We start from the raw sequence: 14,267 nt of genomic DNA, 5'->3' as shown, positions 1-14,267 counted from the left end.
CCACGCGCCGAGCCGCCAGCAGCATGCTCAGCCCTTCTCCGCTCCCACCAGTCCGCGCACGAAGTACTTCTGCAGGAACAGGTAGGCGACGACGATCGGGACCACCGCGATGAGCGCTGCCGCGGCGGCCGCGGGCAGGTTGCTCGACTGGATCGAGAAGAACGACGCGATCGCGGGGGCGATCGTCCGCGTCCCCGGTGTCGTCAGGATGTAGCCCGAGAGCGCGTACTCGTTCCAGACCCCGACGCCGGTGATGATCCCGACCGTGGCCGTGACGGGCTTCAGCATCGGGATGACCACGTAGAACAGGCTCTGGAACAGGTTCGCGCCGTCGATGCGAGCCGCTTCCTCGACCGAGACGGGCAGCGTCTGCATGAACGAGCTGTACAGGAAGATCGCCAGCGGCAGGCTCGACGTGACCATGACGAGGATCACGCCCCAGTACGTGTTCAGCGCGTGCATGCGGGACAACAGCGAGTAGAGCGGCACCAGGATGCTCAGCGCCGGCACCATCATCAGGCCGACGTTGACGCTGAGGACCGCCCGGTTCAGGCGGGAGTGGCGACGGGCCAGCGGGTAGGCGGCCAACGCCCCGAGCAGGCACACGAGCGCCGTCGAGACCCCGGCCACGAGCACGCTGTTGAGCATCGCGCGGATGATGCCGCCCTCGGTGATCGCCTGCAGGAAGTTGCTCCCGACGATGTTCGACGTCGGGAACGCCAGCTGCGGGGACAGGTCCGTCTTCGCCTTCAGGGCCGTGGTGAGGGCGACGTAGAACGGGATCAGCTGCAGGAGCACGACGACGAGGACGAAGGCCCGGACGAGTCCGTTCGACAGCCAGGCCGTCGAGCGAGGGTCCCGTGGCGCCGTCGGATGTGGCGGGGTGGACGGCCGACGACCGGTCTCGTGGCGGGTGGCGGTGGGCGCGGTCACGACTGCTCCAGACGTCGGCGGTTCAGGGCGGTGTTCGCGAGGACGGTGAGGATCGCGATGATGACGAACAGGGCGACCCCCATCGCCGACGAGTACCCGGCTGCCTGGTTGGCGAAGTACGTCGTGCCGATCAGCGTCGAGACGGAGCTCGTCGAGGTGCCGGGCCCACCGCCCGTGAGCACCTGGATGACGTCGAACAGCTTCAGGCCGCCGATGAGGTTGAGGATGATGCTCGTCGCGAAGGCCGGCTGCAGCAGCGGCAGGGTGACGGCCCAGAACCGCTGCCAGGCGTTCGCGCCGTCGAGCATCGCCGCCTCGGTGTACTCCGGCGAGATCGACTGCAGCCCGGCGAGGTAGATGATCATCGACGTCCCGACGAACTGGATCGAGTTCACGACGACGATGAGCGCGACGCCGCTCGCCGCACTGCTCAGCCAGGCGTGGCGCTCGCCGCCGAGTGCCACGACGACGTCGTTGAGCGCCCCGTTGTCGTACTGGAACAGCAGGTAGTAGAACGTGCCCATCACGATGGGGGAGACGAGCACGGGCAGGTAGATGATCGCCTTCGCGACGTTCCGGCCGCGGAGCTTGCTGTCCAGTGCGAGGGCCAGGCCCAGGCCGAGCACCTGCTGGATGAGCGTGCTGCCGATGCCGTAGACGAACGTGTTGACGAGCACGGAGCGGAACGTGTCGTCCGTGAACAGGCGGGTGTAGTTCGACCAGCCGACCCAGGCGAAGTCGGGGGTGTACCCGTCCCAGTTCGTGAACGAGAGCCGGACGCCGCTGAGGAGCGGGTAGATCGTGAAGACGGCGAACAGCGCGAGGGCCGGGACGTAGAGCAGGTTGACGCTCGCGCCCTGGAACCGGTTGGACGGCCGGAGCGGACGAGGCCCACCGGGAGCGGGCGTGCCCGACCGCGGGGGTCGGGTGGTGGTCGGTGCGGTCATGGTGCCTCCGAGGTCCGGGGCGGCCCGTTCGTGCGGGCCGCCCCGGACCGGCGTCAGTTGGTCTTCTTGTAGAGGGTCGAGAAGTCGCTGGCGACCTTGCTCGTGCTCGCCGCCGGGGACGACTGCCCGGCGATGACGCCGTCGGCCGTGGTCACGACGGTGTTCCACATCCCGTTCGGCAGGTAGACCCGGTCGAAGAACGGTTCCAGCGGCACCTTCTCCTCGGTCACCCACTTCCTGTAGCTCGGTGCGAGGGGACCGAGGTCCGCCGTGACGTTGGTCAGCCCGGGCAGGCTGCCAGTCGACTCCGCCAGCTTCCGGTCGTTCGCCGGCTTCGCGAGGAAGGCCAGGTACTGCTTGGCCGCGTCCAGGTGCTTGCCGTTCTTCGCCGCACCGAACGCCGTGTTCTCGCCGCCGATCAGGTACGAGTCACCGCCGTTCATCGCGGGGATCGGCACGAACTGCAGCTTCGCGTCCGGCGCGTACTGCTGCGCCTGCGCGACGAGCGCGTTGCTGCTCAGGGCGAAGGCGGCACGGTTCTCCGCGAGGGCCTTCGCCATGTCGTCGCCCGTGGCCGACGAGTAGTCCTTGTTGATCCAGCCCTCGGAGCGGAACCGGTCGAGGACGTCGAGCACCTTCTGGTACCCGGCCTCCGGGAACGAGCCCTTCGTGAACGACGCCAGCTGCGTCTCGCTGAAGGCACCAGGGGCGAGCCAGTCGACCGCGTTGCCTGCGGAGCCGTCCTTCGAGCCGGCGAGGGTGAGCGGCGTCGCGCCGCTGTCGGCCACCTTCGCCACGGCGGCCATGAAGCCGTCCCAGTCGCTGAGGGAGTCGGGGGAGACCCCGGCCTTCTCGAGCACCGTCTCGTTGACGATGAGCCCCGAGACCGCCGTGTCGACCGGCAGGGCGAAGAACTGCCCGTCGTCGTTCTTCATCGCCGGGTCGAGCGCCGTGTTGAAGTCCTTCGCCCACGGCTCGTCCTGCAGCGGTGCGAGGAAGGAGCTGTACCGGTCGCGGGACCACCCGTGCGTCGACCAGAGGTCCGGCGGGTTGTTCGCGGCGAGCCGGACCTTGATCTGCGACTCGTAGTCGTTGCCCCCGGTGCGCAGGTCGACCTTGACGTCGGGGTGCTGCTGCTCGAAGTCGTCGGTGACCGTCGTCAGCGCCTTGAGCAGTGGTGAGTCGGCGGACTGCGCCGTCTGGAACTCGAGGGTCGTCGTGCCCGAGGCGGAGCCGGCAGCGCTGCACGACGAGAGCGACGCTGCGACCGCGACGGCGGCCACCGACAGGGCGACGAGCCGGCGCACGGAGCGCCTGTGCGGGGACGGGTGGATGTGTGACGTCATTGTCGGACCTCCGTGGGGGAACGGACCGATCGGCCCGGTGTCGCCGGACATTACCCGAGTAAACACCGCCATGCAATGCCCAGGCAGGCATCGAAACGGCGACGTTGACCCGGGTAAACCAGTGTGCGATGCTCGAGGGGATGCCGTCCGCCCTCCGTGGTCGCGCAGAGCACCAGGAGTCACCCGTGACGACGAGGTCAACCCCTCCCCGCAAGCCGACCCGGCACGACGTCGCGCGCCGAGCCGGGGTGAGTGACGCCGTGGTGTCGTACACGTTGAACGGCAGGGCCCCGGTCGCCGCAGCCACGGCGAAGCGCGTCCGGGAAGCGATCGACGAACTCGGGTACCGGCCGAACCAGGCGGCACTGGCGCTGAAGTCCGGGTCCGCGCACACGCTCGTCCTGGTGGTGCCGGACGGCGTCGACCCGATCTTCGCCAACCCGTTCTTCAGCGAGTTCGCGAGCGCGATCGAGCAGGCAGCTCGGAGCCACGGCTACGCGCTCTACACGACGGCCTCGTCCTTCGAGCCGGAGATCGTCGTGGAGCGCTTCCACGAGTTCGCCGCGCGCCAGGTCGACGGCGTGCTGGTGCTGCCGGGAGCCGCCCCGCTCGACCGGGTGTCCCTCGACCGCGTCGGCATCCCGTGGCTCGAGCTCAACGTGTCGTCCCCCGAGTACGGCGTCGCGAGTCTCGGTCCCGACCTGCGACGTGGTGGTCAGACCGCGACCGCTCACCTGTTCGAGCACGGGCACCGTCGGGTCGCCTTCATCGGCGAGCCCGATGCCGCCGAGCCGCGTTGGGTCGGGTGGCTCGAGGCCTGCGCGGCGGCCGGCGTCGCGGCGGGACCGTTCTACGGAGCGCAGATCACGCGACCTGGCGGCTACGAGGCCGGCCGTCGGATGGCCGCTGACCCGGACCGCCCCGCAGCGGTGTTCGTCGCGACCGACCGCATGGCGACCGGTGTGCTCCGGGCGTTCCACGAGCAGGGAGTCCGCGTGCCGGAGGACATCGCGATCGTGTCCTTCGACGGGTCCTGGGAAGGCGAGTACTCCTGGCCGTCCCTGACGTCCTTCCGACAGCCGATCGAGGCCATGGCGGAGAGCGCTGTCGCCCGGCTCCTCGCCCGGTCCGATGCCCCCGAGGAGCCCCGTCACGAGTTCTTCGACGGCGCGCTCGTGCTCCGGCGGTCGTGCGGCTGCGACGCCCCCGTGGCCCCCCTGGACTGACCGGCGGGCGGTCGGCAGGTCCGCTGCCCGCCGCCGCCGGGTGCTCCGTGCGAGCGCATCGGGCGACATGGTTCGGCCGTCCGCGATCATGCGAGCGCATCGGGCGACACGGTGCGGCCGTCTGCGCCGCGCATCCGCCCGCAGCATGTCGCTTCTGCCGTCGCGCACGCCCGCCCCGCAGTCACCGCGGTCACCACGCGCCGGACGGGAGGCTCGGCGCGCGTCCGGCACCGAGCCTCCCGTCCGGCACGCCCGGCCACGCGCCGAGTCTCGGCCCGGCGGACAGAACGCGCCGCCCGCATGCCGCGGTATGTCCGCATGGCCGAGTCTCGCTGGCCGCCCCCTGGCCGCCGGCCCGCGGCCACCCGGCTGACGGCCGCCCAGCCGCCCCCTGGCCGCCGGCCAGCGGCCGCCAGCCGGTGTGGCCGCCGACCGGCCGCACCGCCGCTCACCGCGCAGCGGGCAGCGGCACCTCGCGCTCGTGGTCCCACGGCTCGGTCCAACCCGCGCGGTCGAACAGCGCGTCGAGGAGCGACGCCGTGAAGCCCCACACCACGTGCGTCCCGGCGTCGGTGTCCACGGTGAAGGCCGCCCCGCGCCACTCCTGGCCGTCGCGCCGGATCACGGTGACGCCGCGGTTGGCCGGGTCGAGCAGGTCGGCGACGGGCGCGCGGAAGACGGCTGCGGACTCACCCTCGTCCACGACCCGCACGGGGGACGGGTCCCGCCACCAGCCGAGCACCGGCGACACCAGGTGCCGCGAGAACGCGAGCGGGACGGCGGGCAGCGTGCCGAGCACGTCGACGCCGGACGGGTCCAGGCCGGTCTCCTCGCGGGCTTCGCGCAGGGCGGCGGCCACCGGGTCGCGGTCCCCGGGGTCGACGCGGCCGCCGGGGAAGGCGACCTCGCCGGGGTGTGCGCGCAGGGTCGTCGCACGGGAGAGCAGCAGGACGTCGAGGTCCCGCGACACGGCAGTGTCCACCCGGTCGCTCGGCACGCCGTCGAGCACCCCGAAGAGGATGAGCACCGCTGCCTCGCGAGGCGACGCGGCGGCAGGCAGCCCGGCGACGAGCGGGTCGGACCCCGCTGCCGCGACGACCGCGGCCAACTCCGCCCGGGCGTCCGTCTCGCGACCCGTCGCCGTCACGACTCCTGCGCCGCCTGTCGGGTCTGGCGGGGGAGCTCGCCGAACTCGGCGCGGTAGGCCGCGGCGAACCGGCCGAGGTGCGCGAACCCCGTGGCCCGTGCGACCTCGGCGATGCTCAGGTCCGGCTCCTCCTGCAACCGCTCGCGCGCCAGGAGCAGGCGGATCCCGCGCAGGTACGTCAGCGGGGCGATGCCGTGGTGCCGTTGGAACGTGTCCTGCAGCCCGCGCACGCTCAGGCCCGCGGCCGCGGCGACGTCGGCCACGGTGATCTGCTGCGTGGCGTTCTCGAGCAGGAACGACTCGGCGCGGGCGAACCGGGCGCTCGCGGCGGTCTGCGGCGGCTCGTGCTGTCCGACGGGCCAGTGCGGGATCGCCGACAGGAGCCCGGCCGCAGCGAACCGGGTGAGTTCCTGTTCGCGTTCGAGCGTGACCTCGTCCGGGCCGTTCAGCACCTCGGCTGCGACGGTCCGGACCATCAGCCACCAGGCGGCGAGGTTCGGCCCCTCCGGGACGTGGCGCGGCTGGAACACCAGCGGACCCGGTTCCCAGTCGCCGCGCTCGGCCGCGACGGCCTCGACCGTGGCCCGGTCGATGCGCATGACGTCCTTGTGGAACGACTCCCACCGGAACGGCTGCGAGTCGTGGCGGAGCAGCGTCGGCCGGCCGACGGTCATCGGTTCGCCGTCGAGGCTCCCGCGTCCGGACTTCAGCCAGATGAGCGTCACCGAGTCGTCCGGGGCGATCTCACCCGAGATCACGCCGACGCAGCTGCAGGAGCCGAGCGACAGCAGGTGGGTGCCGCGGGACCGGTCCTCGAACGAGAACGACGAGTCCCGGCCCTCGACGAGCAGGCCGTGGGTGACGTCGGCCTGCATCACGGCGCCCGCTGCGACCCGGCGGTCCCGGGTGCGGGTCTCGCTTCGCGTCCGACGCAGGAGTTCTGGCACGCGTCGATCCTCACCGGAACGGGCTCGTCCTGCAAGCGGACACGCGCTTCCGGAATCGGACATTCACGAGGTCAGAGTCGGATCGGCGACCCCGACGGCCCGCGGCTGCCCCCGACGGGTCAGGCGCGGTCGTGGAGCGTCACGTGGTACCCGTCGGGGTCCGCGAACGTGAAGGTCCGGCCGAAGGGGCCGTCGATCGGGTCGGCGACGATGGTCCGGCCATCCGCCACCAGGGCGTCGTGGATGTCCTGCACGTCGGTGGCGTGCAGCCAGAGCGCGGCGCCGATGCCCGGCTGGGCGACGGCGTCGAGGTCGGTGCCCGGCACGACGTCACGCAGCGCGAAGGCGATCGGCGTGGTCGTGAACACGACGGCGTGCGGGGGACCGGCCGGTGAGCGGACCAGGCCGAGGTACCGCTCGTAGAAGGCCTGGGAGGTGTCGAGGTCGCGGACCTGCAGGGAGATGAAGTCGGGGCCGGTGGCGGGCATGATGCTCCTTCAATGTGTGTCAGTCTTCTGACACGGAGCAATCTATGTCAGAATCCTGACATGAGTCAAGACGGCGACGGGATCGACCTCGACACCTCCCTCGGGTACCTGCTGAAGGAGGCAGCCAGTGCCCTGCGCGCGTCGATGGAGGCCGTGCTCCGCCCCCTCGGCATGACGATCACGCACTACTCGTGCCTGGAGCTGCTCGCGCAGCGCCCCGGCCTGTCGAACTCCGAACTCGCGCGCGGTGCGTTCGTGACCCGGCAGTCGATGAACGTGCTGCTGCAGGCCCTCGAGCGGGACGGCTCCGTCACGCGTGCCGCTGCAGCGCCCGTCGGCAAGGCCCTGCCCACGCGGCTCACGGACGCCGGCCGGACGCGCCTGGCCGCAGCGACCGCCGCGGTGCGCGGTGTCGAGGTCCGGATGCTCGACGGTCTGACGGCGGAGGACCGCGCCGAGGCGCTCCGGCTGCTCCGCAGCATGGTGCGCGCGCTGCGGACCGGTTCGGGTCCCCGGGACGCGCCCATGGAGACGTGACGCGACTGACGACGAACGGGAGGCACGGTGCCAGCTGGCACCGTGCCTCCCGTCTGCCCGTGGTGGGGCTGGAGCGTGGTCCGGACCGGCGGTCACCGCGGTCCGGGACCGGTCACTCGGTGGTGGTGACCCAGTCGATGAGCAGGTTGCCGGACTGGCCCCAGTTGCCCGTCTGGAACATGAAGCGGTGGGCCGTGGTGGGCACGTCGTGCGTGATCGTGTCCAGGACGCGGCCGTCGACGCTGTACGTCACGGACTGTCCGGGGACCCAGTCGACCTTGTAGGTGTGCCAGTCACGCCACGAGACGCCCGTGCCGAGCTGGACGCGGTTGGCCTCCTGGCCGCGGACCATCGAGTGGTGGAAGGCGGACGGGCTCTCGTCGAAGTTGCCCTCGGGGAAGTCGATCTCACCGTCCGACCACACGTTGGAGGTCGGCCAGAGCATGAAGGCCGCGCCGTTGCCGTCGCCACCCGTCGCCTTCGCGCGGACGGAGAACGAGCCGCCCACGTGGTCCCACGCGCCGGCGGAGGTGCCGAACGTGCCGGCGGTCCCGGCGCCACCGAGGCGGACGTCCATGACGCCGTCGTGCACCGAGACGGTCTGGCTCGGGGCGTAGATGCCCGAGGTGCCGTCCGGGTAGGGCTGCCAGGCCTGCCGGTACGCCGAGGCGACCAGGCCGGTGGCGGCGGAGTCGTTGAAGTCCTCGACGAAGGACGCGGCGGGGGCCGAGGAGCCGGTCTCGCCGGTCTCCGCGACCGGGGTGGGGTCGGGCGTCGGTGCGGTCACCGGCGGCTGCCAGCGGCCGTGTCCACCCCACCACCAACCGTTCCAGCTGGCTGCGGAGGCGGCGGTGGGGACGCCGAGGACGAGCGCGCCGGCCGTGAGGGTGGTCACGGCTGCGAGGAGTCCACGTTTGCGACGGTTCATCGGGGTCTTCCGTTCGGTGAGGGTCATGGGGGTTGTGCCGCGCTTGGGCGTGCACGTGCTTGGCGTGGAGATGTCGGGCTCCTTGACTGGGCTCGGCGCGGGTTCGGGTTGGCGGGACGCCCTTCGGTGCCGGGTGCTGCACTGGTTCGGTGACGCGTCCTCGGACATCATGCATCATCTGTGCCCCGTTCGGGGGGTGATGACGTGAACCGGCGTCTGAACAGCCGATGGCCCTGGCGGCGGTCAGTCGTCCTCGGTCAGCGTCCGGAGGAGGCGGAGGAGGGTGGCGCGGTCGTCCTCCTCCAGTCGGAGGAAGAGCCCGTCGAGCACGTCCACCGCCACCGCGTGCCCGCCCGCGAGGGCCGCGCGCCCCTCGTCGGTGAGGGTGTGCTCGATGCGTCGACCGCGGCCGGCCGTGCGGAGGACGAGGCCTCGGTCGACCAGACGGTTCGCGAGCGTGCCGAAGGCCTGGTCGCTCTGGAAGGTCGCGACGGCCAGGTCGTGCCCGGAGGCGGACGGCATGCGGTCGACGGCGCGCAGGGCGTCCCACTGCACGAGCGACACCCCGACGTCGCGCAGGGCTGCGTCCATCGTCCGGTGGTTGCGGTACTGCGCCCGCTTGACCAGCTGGCCGAGTGTCTCGAGGTCCGTCGTCACGGTGTTACTGTATCAATACCGGTACATAAACATGTTGAGACAGGACGACCACCATGACCATCTCCCTCCCCGACGACCTGCGGGTCGTCCAGGCCGGCGACTCCACCGCCCGCGTCGCGCTCGTGCTGCACGGTGGGGGCGGGCCGCGGACCGTCGCGCCGATCGTCGGTCACCTCGCGTCCGCCTTCCACGTGCTCGCGCCGACCCACCCGGGCTGGGACGGCACGTCCCGTCCTGCGGAGATCGACTCCGTCGCCGCCCTCGCAACGGCCTGGCTCGACCACCTGCTCGCCGACGACGTGCAGGACGCGGTGCTCGTCGGGTCCTCGATCGGTGGCTGGATCGCACTCGAGATGGCGGTGCAGGCCGCCGCTGACGACCGGTGGTCGGGCGTCGTCGGCGCCGTGGTCGACATCGACGGTGTCGGTGCGGTCGTCGACGGCGAGCCGATCGCGGACTTCTTCGCGCTCGACGCCCGCGGGCTCGCCGAGGTCGCCTGGCACGACCCCGAGCGCGGGTACACGGACCCCGCCGACGTCACCGACGAGCAGCGCGCGGTGCAGCGGTCGAACGGGGCCACGATGGCGGCCGTCGCCGGGCGGGGGATGAGCGACCCGACGCTGCTCGCCCGGCTCGGCGGTGTTCGTGTGCCGACCCTCGTGGTCGCCGGCGCGAGCGACCGCGTCGTCACCCCCACGTACGCACGCGCTGTGGCTGCTGCGGTCCCCGGCGCCGAGTTCGCCGAGGTGCCGGCTGCCGGGCACCTGCCGCACCTCGAGGCACCCGAGGCGACGTGGGCGGTCGTCGACCCGTTCCTGCGGCGGGTGTGACGGCAGATCAGTGTGTGTGCTGCTCGGGGGCGGCGCGGTCCGCGTGCTGCTCGGGGGCGTCCTCGGCAGCGCGGATGACGGCGAGCAGCAGGTCGTTGAGTCGCCCGCTCTCGGCCCGGTCGAGCCCCAGGGTCGTCAGGTCGTTGCTCGCGAGTGCGATCGCGAGTGCCGTCTCGAGGGCGTGTTCGCCCTCAACGGTGAGCTGCACCGGGTTCCGACGGCCCTTCGCACGGACGCTCGCGCGGTGGATCAGCCCCTGTTCCTCCATGCCGTCCAGGACCTGCGCCATGCTCTGGGGTCGGACGAAGACGGCCCGCGCGATCTCGGCGGAGGTCAGCGCGGAGCCGTGGGCCAGGCAGGAGAGCACGCCGAACTGCACCAGGCCGATGTCGTGGTCCGCGAGGCCGGCGGTGATCCGGGCGCCGATGATCCGTCCGACCTTCACGGCGTTCCATCCCAGCACCAGGTCGAGCCCGTCGTGGGTGTCCGCGTCCATCGATGCCCCTTCGTCCGTCCGATCGGAAACAAGCAGGAACCTGCTTCTTGGAGTAGCCTGCAGGAAGCTGCTTCCCGAGTCCTCCTCTGGAGCATGCCCGAACTCCGCCAGGACCACGAATCGACAGGACGATCGACATGACATCCACACAGCTCCCCGACAACCGCGGCCGATGGGGCGACACCGACGAGCTCGGCGCCCTCAACCTCGTGGACGACGCCGCTCGCGCCCGCGCAGCCTCCGCGGTCCAGGTCGGGCGGTGGGTCTCGCTCGCCCTGTCGACCGACCCCGCGTCGATGCTCGGCGGCCCGTTCGCTCCGCCGTCGCCCCCGTCCCCTCCGGTGCAGCAGGCACTCCTCCACACCGGCACACCACCGATGGGCATGGCGGAGGTGCTCACCGTGACGCCGCACCACCCGGCGCTGACCCACATCGACGCCCTCGTGCACATGCCGATCGACGGGGTCGTCTTCCCGACGGTCCCGCTCGGGGAGGCCGTGACGGGCGGGGTCGTGACGCACGGCTCGACCTCGGCCGTCGCCGCGGGCATCGTCACGCGCGGCGTCCTGCTCGACCTGGCCCCGGGTGGGCGGCTGCCGTCGGCGCACCCGATCACCGCGGACGACCTCTACGCGGCCGAGGCCCGGAGCGGCGTCCGGGTCGAGCCGGGGGACGCGCTCGTCGTCCGGACCGGATGGACCTTCGGGTGGAGTGCCGACGAGCAGGGCCCCGGCGTCACGGTCGACGCCGTCCGGTGGCTGCACGACCGCGACGTGGCGATCTGGGCAGGGGACGTCGGCGACAGCTTCCCGCCGCTCGACCAGGACGTGCCGATGCCCCTCCACATGGTCGGGCTCGCGCGGCTCGGCATGGCACTCATCGACGGCGTCACGGTCGAGGAGCTGGCGCAGGTCAGCGCCGAGCTCGGCTGTCCCGTGTTCATGCTCGTGGTCGCCCCGCCCCGGATCGGCGGCCTGACCGGGATCCCCGTGAACCCGGTCGCGGTCTTCTGAACGGTCTCGTGAGCGCTCGTCGCCGAGCGTGACGACCCGCCGGCCATCCGGGGCCGCAGGGGTGGATCGACAGGTCGTGGTCCGCCGCTCCGGGATGCGGTAGACAGACCCCGTGGACGCCCGAGGAGGACCCGTGATCGACCGTGGCGGCCTGGCCGAGTTCCTGCGACTCCGACGCGGGGCCCTGCAGCCGGACGACGTCGGACTGCCCCACGGCCAGCGGCGGCGGACCCGGGGCCTGCGGCGCGAGGAGGTGGCAGCGCTCTGCCACATGTCCACCGACTACTACGCCCGACTGGAACGGGGGACCGGCCCGCATCCCTCGGTGCAGATGGTCACCGCGATCGCCCAGGGCCTGCACCTGTCGCTCGACGAACGGGACCACTGCTTCCGGCTCGCCGGGCACACCCCGCCCGCGCGTGGGACCACGAGCGAGCACGTCGGCCCGGGTCTGCTGCGCGTGCTCGACCGTCTCACGGACACCCCGGCCGAGATCGTGACCGAACTCGGTGAGACGCTCCGCCAGTCGCCGCTCGGTCGGACGCTCCTCGGCGACGCGGCACGACGCACCGGGAACGCACGAAGCCTGGGCTACCGGTGGTTCACCGAACCCGAGGCGCAGGAGCCGTACTCGGAGTCCGAGCGACGCCAGCTCTCCCGCGTGTACGCAGCCGGGCTCCGCGAGCTCGTCTCCCTGCGCGGACCGGGCTCGCGCGCCGCAGGCATGGTCGACGCGCTCCGCGACCACGGGGGCTTCCGAGCGGTCTGGGACGCGCACGAGGTGGGCGTGCGACCGCCGGACGTCAAGCGCTTCCGGCACCCGTCGGTGGGCACCGTCGAGCTCTCCTGCCAGACGCTCCTGGACCCGGAGCAGTCGCACCGGCTGCTCGTCTACACGGCTGTCCCGGGCAGCGAGAGCCACGGGCGGCTCCGGCTGCTGGCGGTCCTCGGCGATCAGGAGCTGACCGAGGGGTGATCCCGGAGCCGTGGACCGACGGGTCCTGGATGCGCGGCGAGCAGGCGCGCAGCATGGTGCCACCACCGGCCCGGTGGTCCGACGTCGAAGGAACCCCATGCCGAGAACACCGATCCACCCCGTCCCTGACCTCGCCGGCACCCTCGCCGTCGTCACCGGTGCCAGTGACGGCATCGGGCACGTCATCGCCACGCGCCTGGCCCGCGCCGGCGCCGAGGTCCTGATGCCGGTCCGGTCAGCGGAGAAGGGGGCACGAGCCGCCGACCGCATCCGCAGCTCCGTCCCGGGCGCCAGCGTCCGGACGCTCCCGCTGGACCTGTCGTCGCTCGAGTCGGTCGCCGCGCTGTCGGACGCCCTGCGCGCCGAGGGTCGGCCGATCGGGCTCCTCGTGAACAACGCGGGGGTGATGCAGCCGCCGCGGCGTCAGGAGACCCGGGACGGCTTCGAGCTGCAGATGGGGACGAACCACCTGGGGCACTTCGCGCTCACCCTCGGGGTGCTCGACCTGCTGCGGGCCGGTCGTGCCCGCGTCACCCACCAGACGAGCGTCGCGGCGCGGAGCGGGTCCATCGACCTGGACGACCTCAACGCCCGTGACGCCTACGCCGTGATGCGTGCCTACCAGGCGTCGAAGATCGCGGTCGGGCTGTTCGCGCGGGAGCTCGACGCGCGCAGCACGGCCGCGGGCTGGGGGATCACGAGCAACCTCGCGCACCCCGGCATCTCGCCCACGAACCTCCTGGCAGCGCAGCCCGGTCTCGGTCGTGACCGCGTCTCGGCCGCACGTCGCCTCATCGGACTGCTCTCACGCCTCCGGGTCGTGGGGACGGTCGAGAGCGCGGCGCAGCCGGCGATCGTCGCGGCGACGTCCCCGGACGCCGCTGGCGACCAGTTCTGGGGTCCACGTCGCACGGCGGGCGGTCCGCCGACACTCCTGCCGATGTGGGCGCCGCTGGCGGACATGGACACCGCTCGGCGGCTGTGGGACGTGTCCGAGGAGCTGACGGGGGTCCGCGTCGGGCGCTGAGGCCGTCCGCGGTCAGCCGAGCTCCGCCGGGGACGCGTCAGGCGGCGCTCGCTGCCCGGTAGCTGCTCGGGTCGCAGGTGTGGATCGCGGAGTCGTCGAGCACCGTCCGCAGGGTGTAGTCGGCGCAGTCGGAGAACGTGCCGATGCTCATGCGCTTGCCCGAGCGGTGGAGCGTGCCCTTCGAGGGCCCGTCCGACCCGATGCCCGCGCGGTGCACCATCCACTCCAGGTCGTCGGCGTCGGTGCTCAGGTACCGCATGACCGCCTCGTTGTCCTCGTGTTGCCCGATGTACCCGCGAGCGATCGTGGCGCGGACCGCTCGGAGCGCCGGGGACAGGCGCTCGCCGGGAGGGGCGCTCAGTCCGCCTGCCTGGTACAGGAAGCGAGAGACGCCCTGGCGTCGCATCGCGGGGACGAGACGCCGGACGAACTCCGTGTTGACCTGCCGGTCGCGCTGTGCCACGACGTCGCCGAGCATCGCCACGACGGCGTCGGTCCCGTCGAGGAGTGCATCGAGGTCGAGCTCGCCCGTGACGGACCCGGGGACGACCTCGAGGTCGGGGTGTGTCCGGGTGAGCTTCGCGGGGGTCCTGGCGAGGGCTCGGACGCGATGGCCCTGCTCGAGGGCGAGTCGGAGGAAGTGCTGCCCGGTCTGTCCGGTGCCGCCGAACACCAGGAAGGTCTTCTGCTGGTCCATCGGTCGTCCTGTCGTCGGTCGTGCCTGACGGGCAGTCCCTGCCCGCAACTCAAAGTAGTCACTGTCTAGAAA

Annotated in this window: 16 protein-coding genes; 6 read left to right on the top strand and 10 right to left on the bottom strand. The window is 72.0% G+C overall.

What is annotated here, in order from left to right; translation table 11 throughout:
- Nucleotides 1-27: 27 nt before the first annotated feature.
- From BIU98_RS17490 to BIU98_RS17480, 3 genes are read right to left on the bottom strand one after another with little or no spacing between them, the layout of a single operon-like run.
- Nucleotides 28-933, bottom strand: a complete 906-nt coding sequence (locus BIU98_RS17490) for a carbohydrate ABC transporter permease (RefSeq protein WP_217635717.1) — start codon at nt 931-933, stop codon at nt 28-30.
- Nucleotides 930-1,880, bottom strand: a complete 951-nt coding sequence (locus BIU98_RS17485) for a carbohydrate ABC transporter permease (RefSeq protein WP_083393364.1) — start codon at nt 1,878-1,880, stop codon at nt 930-932. Before BIU98_RS17485 ends, BIU98_RS17490 begins: the two co-directional genes overlap by 4 nt.
- A gap of 53 nt (nt 1,881-1,933) precedes the next feature.
- Nucleotides 1,934-3,187, bottom strand: a complete 1,254-nt coding sequence (locus BIU98_RS17480; RefSeq protein ID WP_071279420.1) for an ABC transporter substrate-binding protein — start codon at nt 3,185-3,187, stop codon at nt 1,934-1,936.
- A gap of 224 nt (nt 3,188-3,411) precedes the next feature.
- Between BIU98_RS17480 and BIU98_RS17475 the strand changes: the two genes are divergently transcribed.
- On the top strand, nt 3,412-4,452 hold the full coding sequence (locus BIU98_RS17475; RefSeq protein WP_071279453.1) for a LacI family DNA-binding transcriptional regulator: 1,041 nt from the start codon (nt 3,412-3,414) through the stop codon (nt 4,450-4,452).
- Nucleotides 4,453-4,900: 448 nt separating this feature from the next.
- Here BIU98_RS17475 and BIU98_RS17470 read toward each other — a convergent pair whose 3' ends face one another.
- From BIU98_RS17470 to BIU98_RS17460, 3 genes are all read right to left on the bottom strand, one after another.
- Entirely contained in the window at nt 4,901-5,512 is a 612-nt protein-coding gene (locus BIU98_RS17470; protein ID WP_254788012.1) for a CoA pyrophosphatase, read from the bottom strand.
- Nucleotides 5,513-5,595: 83 nt separating this feature from the next.
- Nucleotides 5,596-6,546 carry a helix-turn-helix domain-containing protein gene (locus BIU98_RS17465; protein ID WP_071279415.1) on the bottom strand — a complete coding sequence of 317 codons (951 nt, stop codon included), beginning with the start codon at nt 6,544-6,546 and terminating at the stop codon, nt 5,596-5,598.
- Nucleotides 6,547-6,665: 119 nt separating this feature from the next.
- The gene (locus tag BIU98_RS17460; RefSeq protein ID WP_071279413.1) at nt 6,666-7,034 is read right to left on the bottom strand and encodes a VOC family protein; all 369 of its coding nucleotides are present in this window, start codon (nt 7,032-7,034) and stop codon (nt 6,666-6,668) included.
- 60 nt (nt 7,035-7,094) lie between these two features.
- On the opposite strand from BIU98_RS17460, the gene BIU98_RS17455 reads away from it, so the two are divergent.
- A complete protein-coding gene (locus BIU98_RS17455; RefSeq protein ID WP_071279411.1) occupies nt 7,095-7,571 on the top strand; it encodes a MarR family winged helix-turn-helix transcriptional regulator in 477 nt (158 codons plus the stop codon).
- A gap of 112 nt (nt 7,572-7,683) precedes the next feature.
- Here BIU98_RS17455 and BIU98_RS17450 read toward each other — a convergent pair whose 3' ends face one another.
- Together BIU98_RS17450 and BIU98_RS17440 are read right to left on the bottom strand one after the other, a co-directional pair.
- On the bottom strand, nt 7,684-8,526 hold the full coding sequence (locus tag BIU98_RS17450) for a glycoside hydrolase family 16 protein (RefSeq protein WP_071279409.1): 843 nt from the start codon (nt 8,524-8,526) through the stop codon (nt 7,684-7,686).
- A gap of 216 nt (nt 8,527-8,742) precedes the next feature.
- Nucleotides 8,743-9,156, bottom strand: a complete 414-nt coding sequence (locus BIU98_RS17440; protein ID WP_071279405.1) for a MarR family winged helix-turn-helix transcriptional regulator — start codon at nt 9,154-9,156, stop codon at nt 8,743-8,745.
- Nucleotides 9,157-9,209: 53 nt separating this feature from the next.
- On the opposite strand from BIU98_RS17440, the gene BIU98_RS17435 reads away from it, so the two are divergent.
- Nucleotides 9,210-9,986 (top strand): alpha/beta fold hydrolase, encoded by a 777-nt coding sequence (locus BIU98_RS17435; protein ID WP_071279403.1) that lies wholly within the window; start codon nt 9,210-9,212, stop codon nt 9,984-9,986.
- 7 nt (nt 9,987-9,993) lie between these two features.
- On the opposite strand, the gene BIU98_RS17430 is transcribed toward BIU98_RS17435, so the two are convergent.
- On the bottom strand, nt 9,994-10,482 hold the full coding sequence (locus BIU98_RS17430; RefSeq protein WP_071279396.1) for a MarR family winged helix-turn-helix transcriptional regulator: 489 nt from the start codon (nt 10,480-10,482) through the stop codon (nt 9,994-9,996).
- A gap of 137 nt (nt 10,483-10,619) precedes the next feature.
- Between BIU98_RS17430 and BIU98_RS17425 the strand changes: the two genes are divergently transcribed.
- From BIU98_RS17425 to BIU98_RS17415, 3 genes are all read left to right on the top strand, one after another.
- Complete coding sequence (locus tag BIU98_RS17425; RefSeq protein WP_071279394.1) at nt 10,620-11,495, top strand: cyclase family protein; 876 nt, start codon at nt 10,620-10,622, stop codon at nt 11,493-11,495.
- A 133-nt stretch (nt 11,496-11,628) separates the two neighbouring features.
- Nucleotides 11,629-12,471 (top strand): helix-turn-helix domain-containing protein, encoded by an 843-nt coding sequence (locus tag BIU98_RS17420; protein WP_071279391.1) that lies wholly within the window; start codon nt 11,629-11,631, stop codon nt 12,469-12,471.
- A 97-nt stretch (nt 12,472-12,568) separates the two neighbouring features.
- Nucleotides 12,569-13,498: an SDR family oxidoreductase gene (locus BIU98_RS17415; protein WP_071279388.1), complete on the top strand. Its 930-nt coding sequence runs from the start codon at nt 12,569-12,571 to the stop codon at nt 13,496-13,498.
- A 37-nt stretch (nt 13,499-13,535) separates the two neighbouring features.
- Here BIU98_RS17415 and BIU98_RS17410 read toward each other — a convergent pair whose 3' ends face one another.
- Nucleotides 13,536-14,195 carry an NAD(P)-dependent oxidoreductase gene (locus BIU98_RS17410; protein ID WP_071279385.1) on the bottom strand — a complete coding sequence of 220 codons (660 nt, stop codon included), beginning with the start codon at nt 14,193-14,195 and terminating at the stop codon, nt 13,536-13,538.
- Between the last annotated feature and the right edge of the window lie 72 nt (nt 14,196-14,267).

This window comes from Curtobacterium sp. MMLR14_010 (assembly GCF_001865015.1).
Taxonomy (GTDB): domain Bacteria; phylum Actinomycetota; class Actinomycetes; order Actinomycetales; family Microbacteriaceae; genus Curtobacterium.
This window is presented reverse-complemented; position numbering and strand designations above follow the sequence as displayed.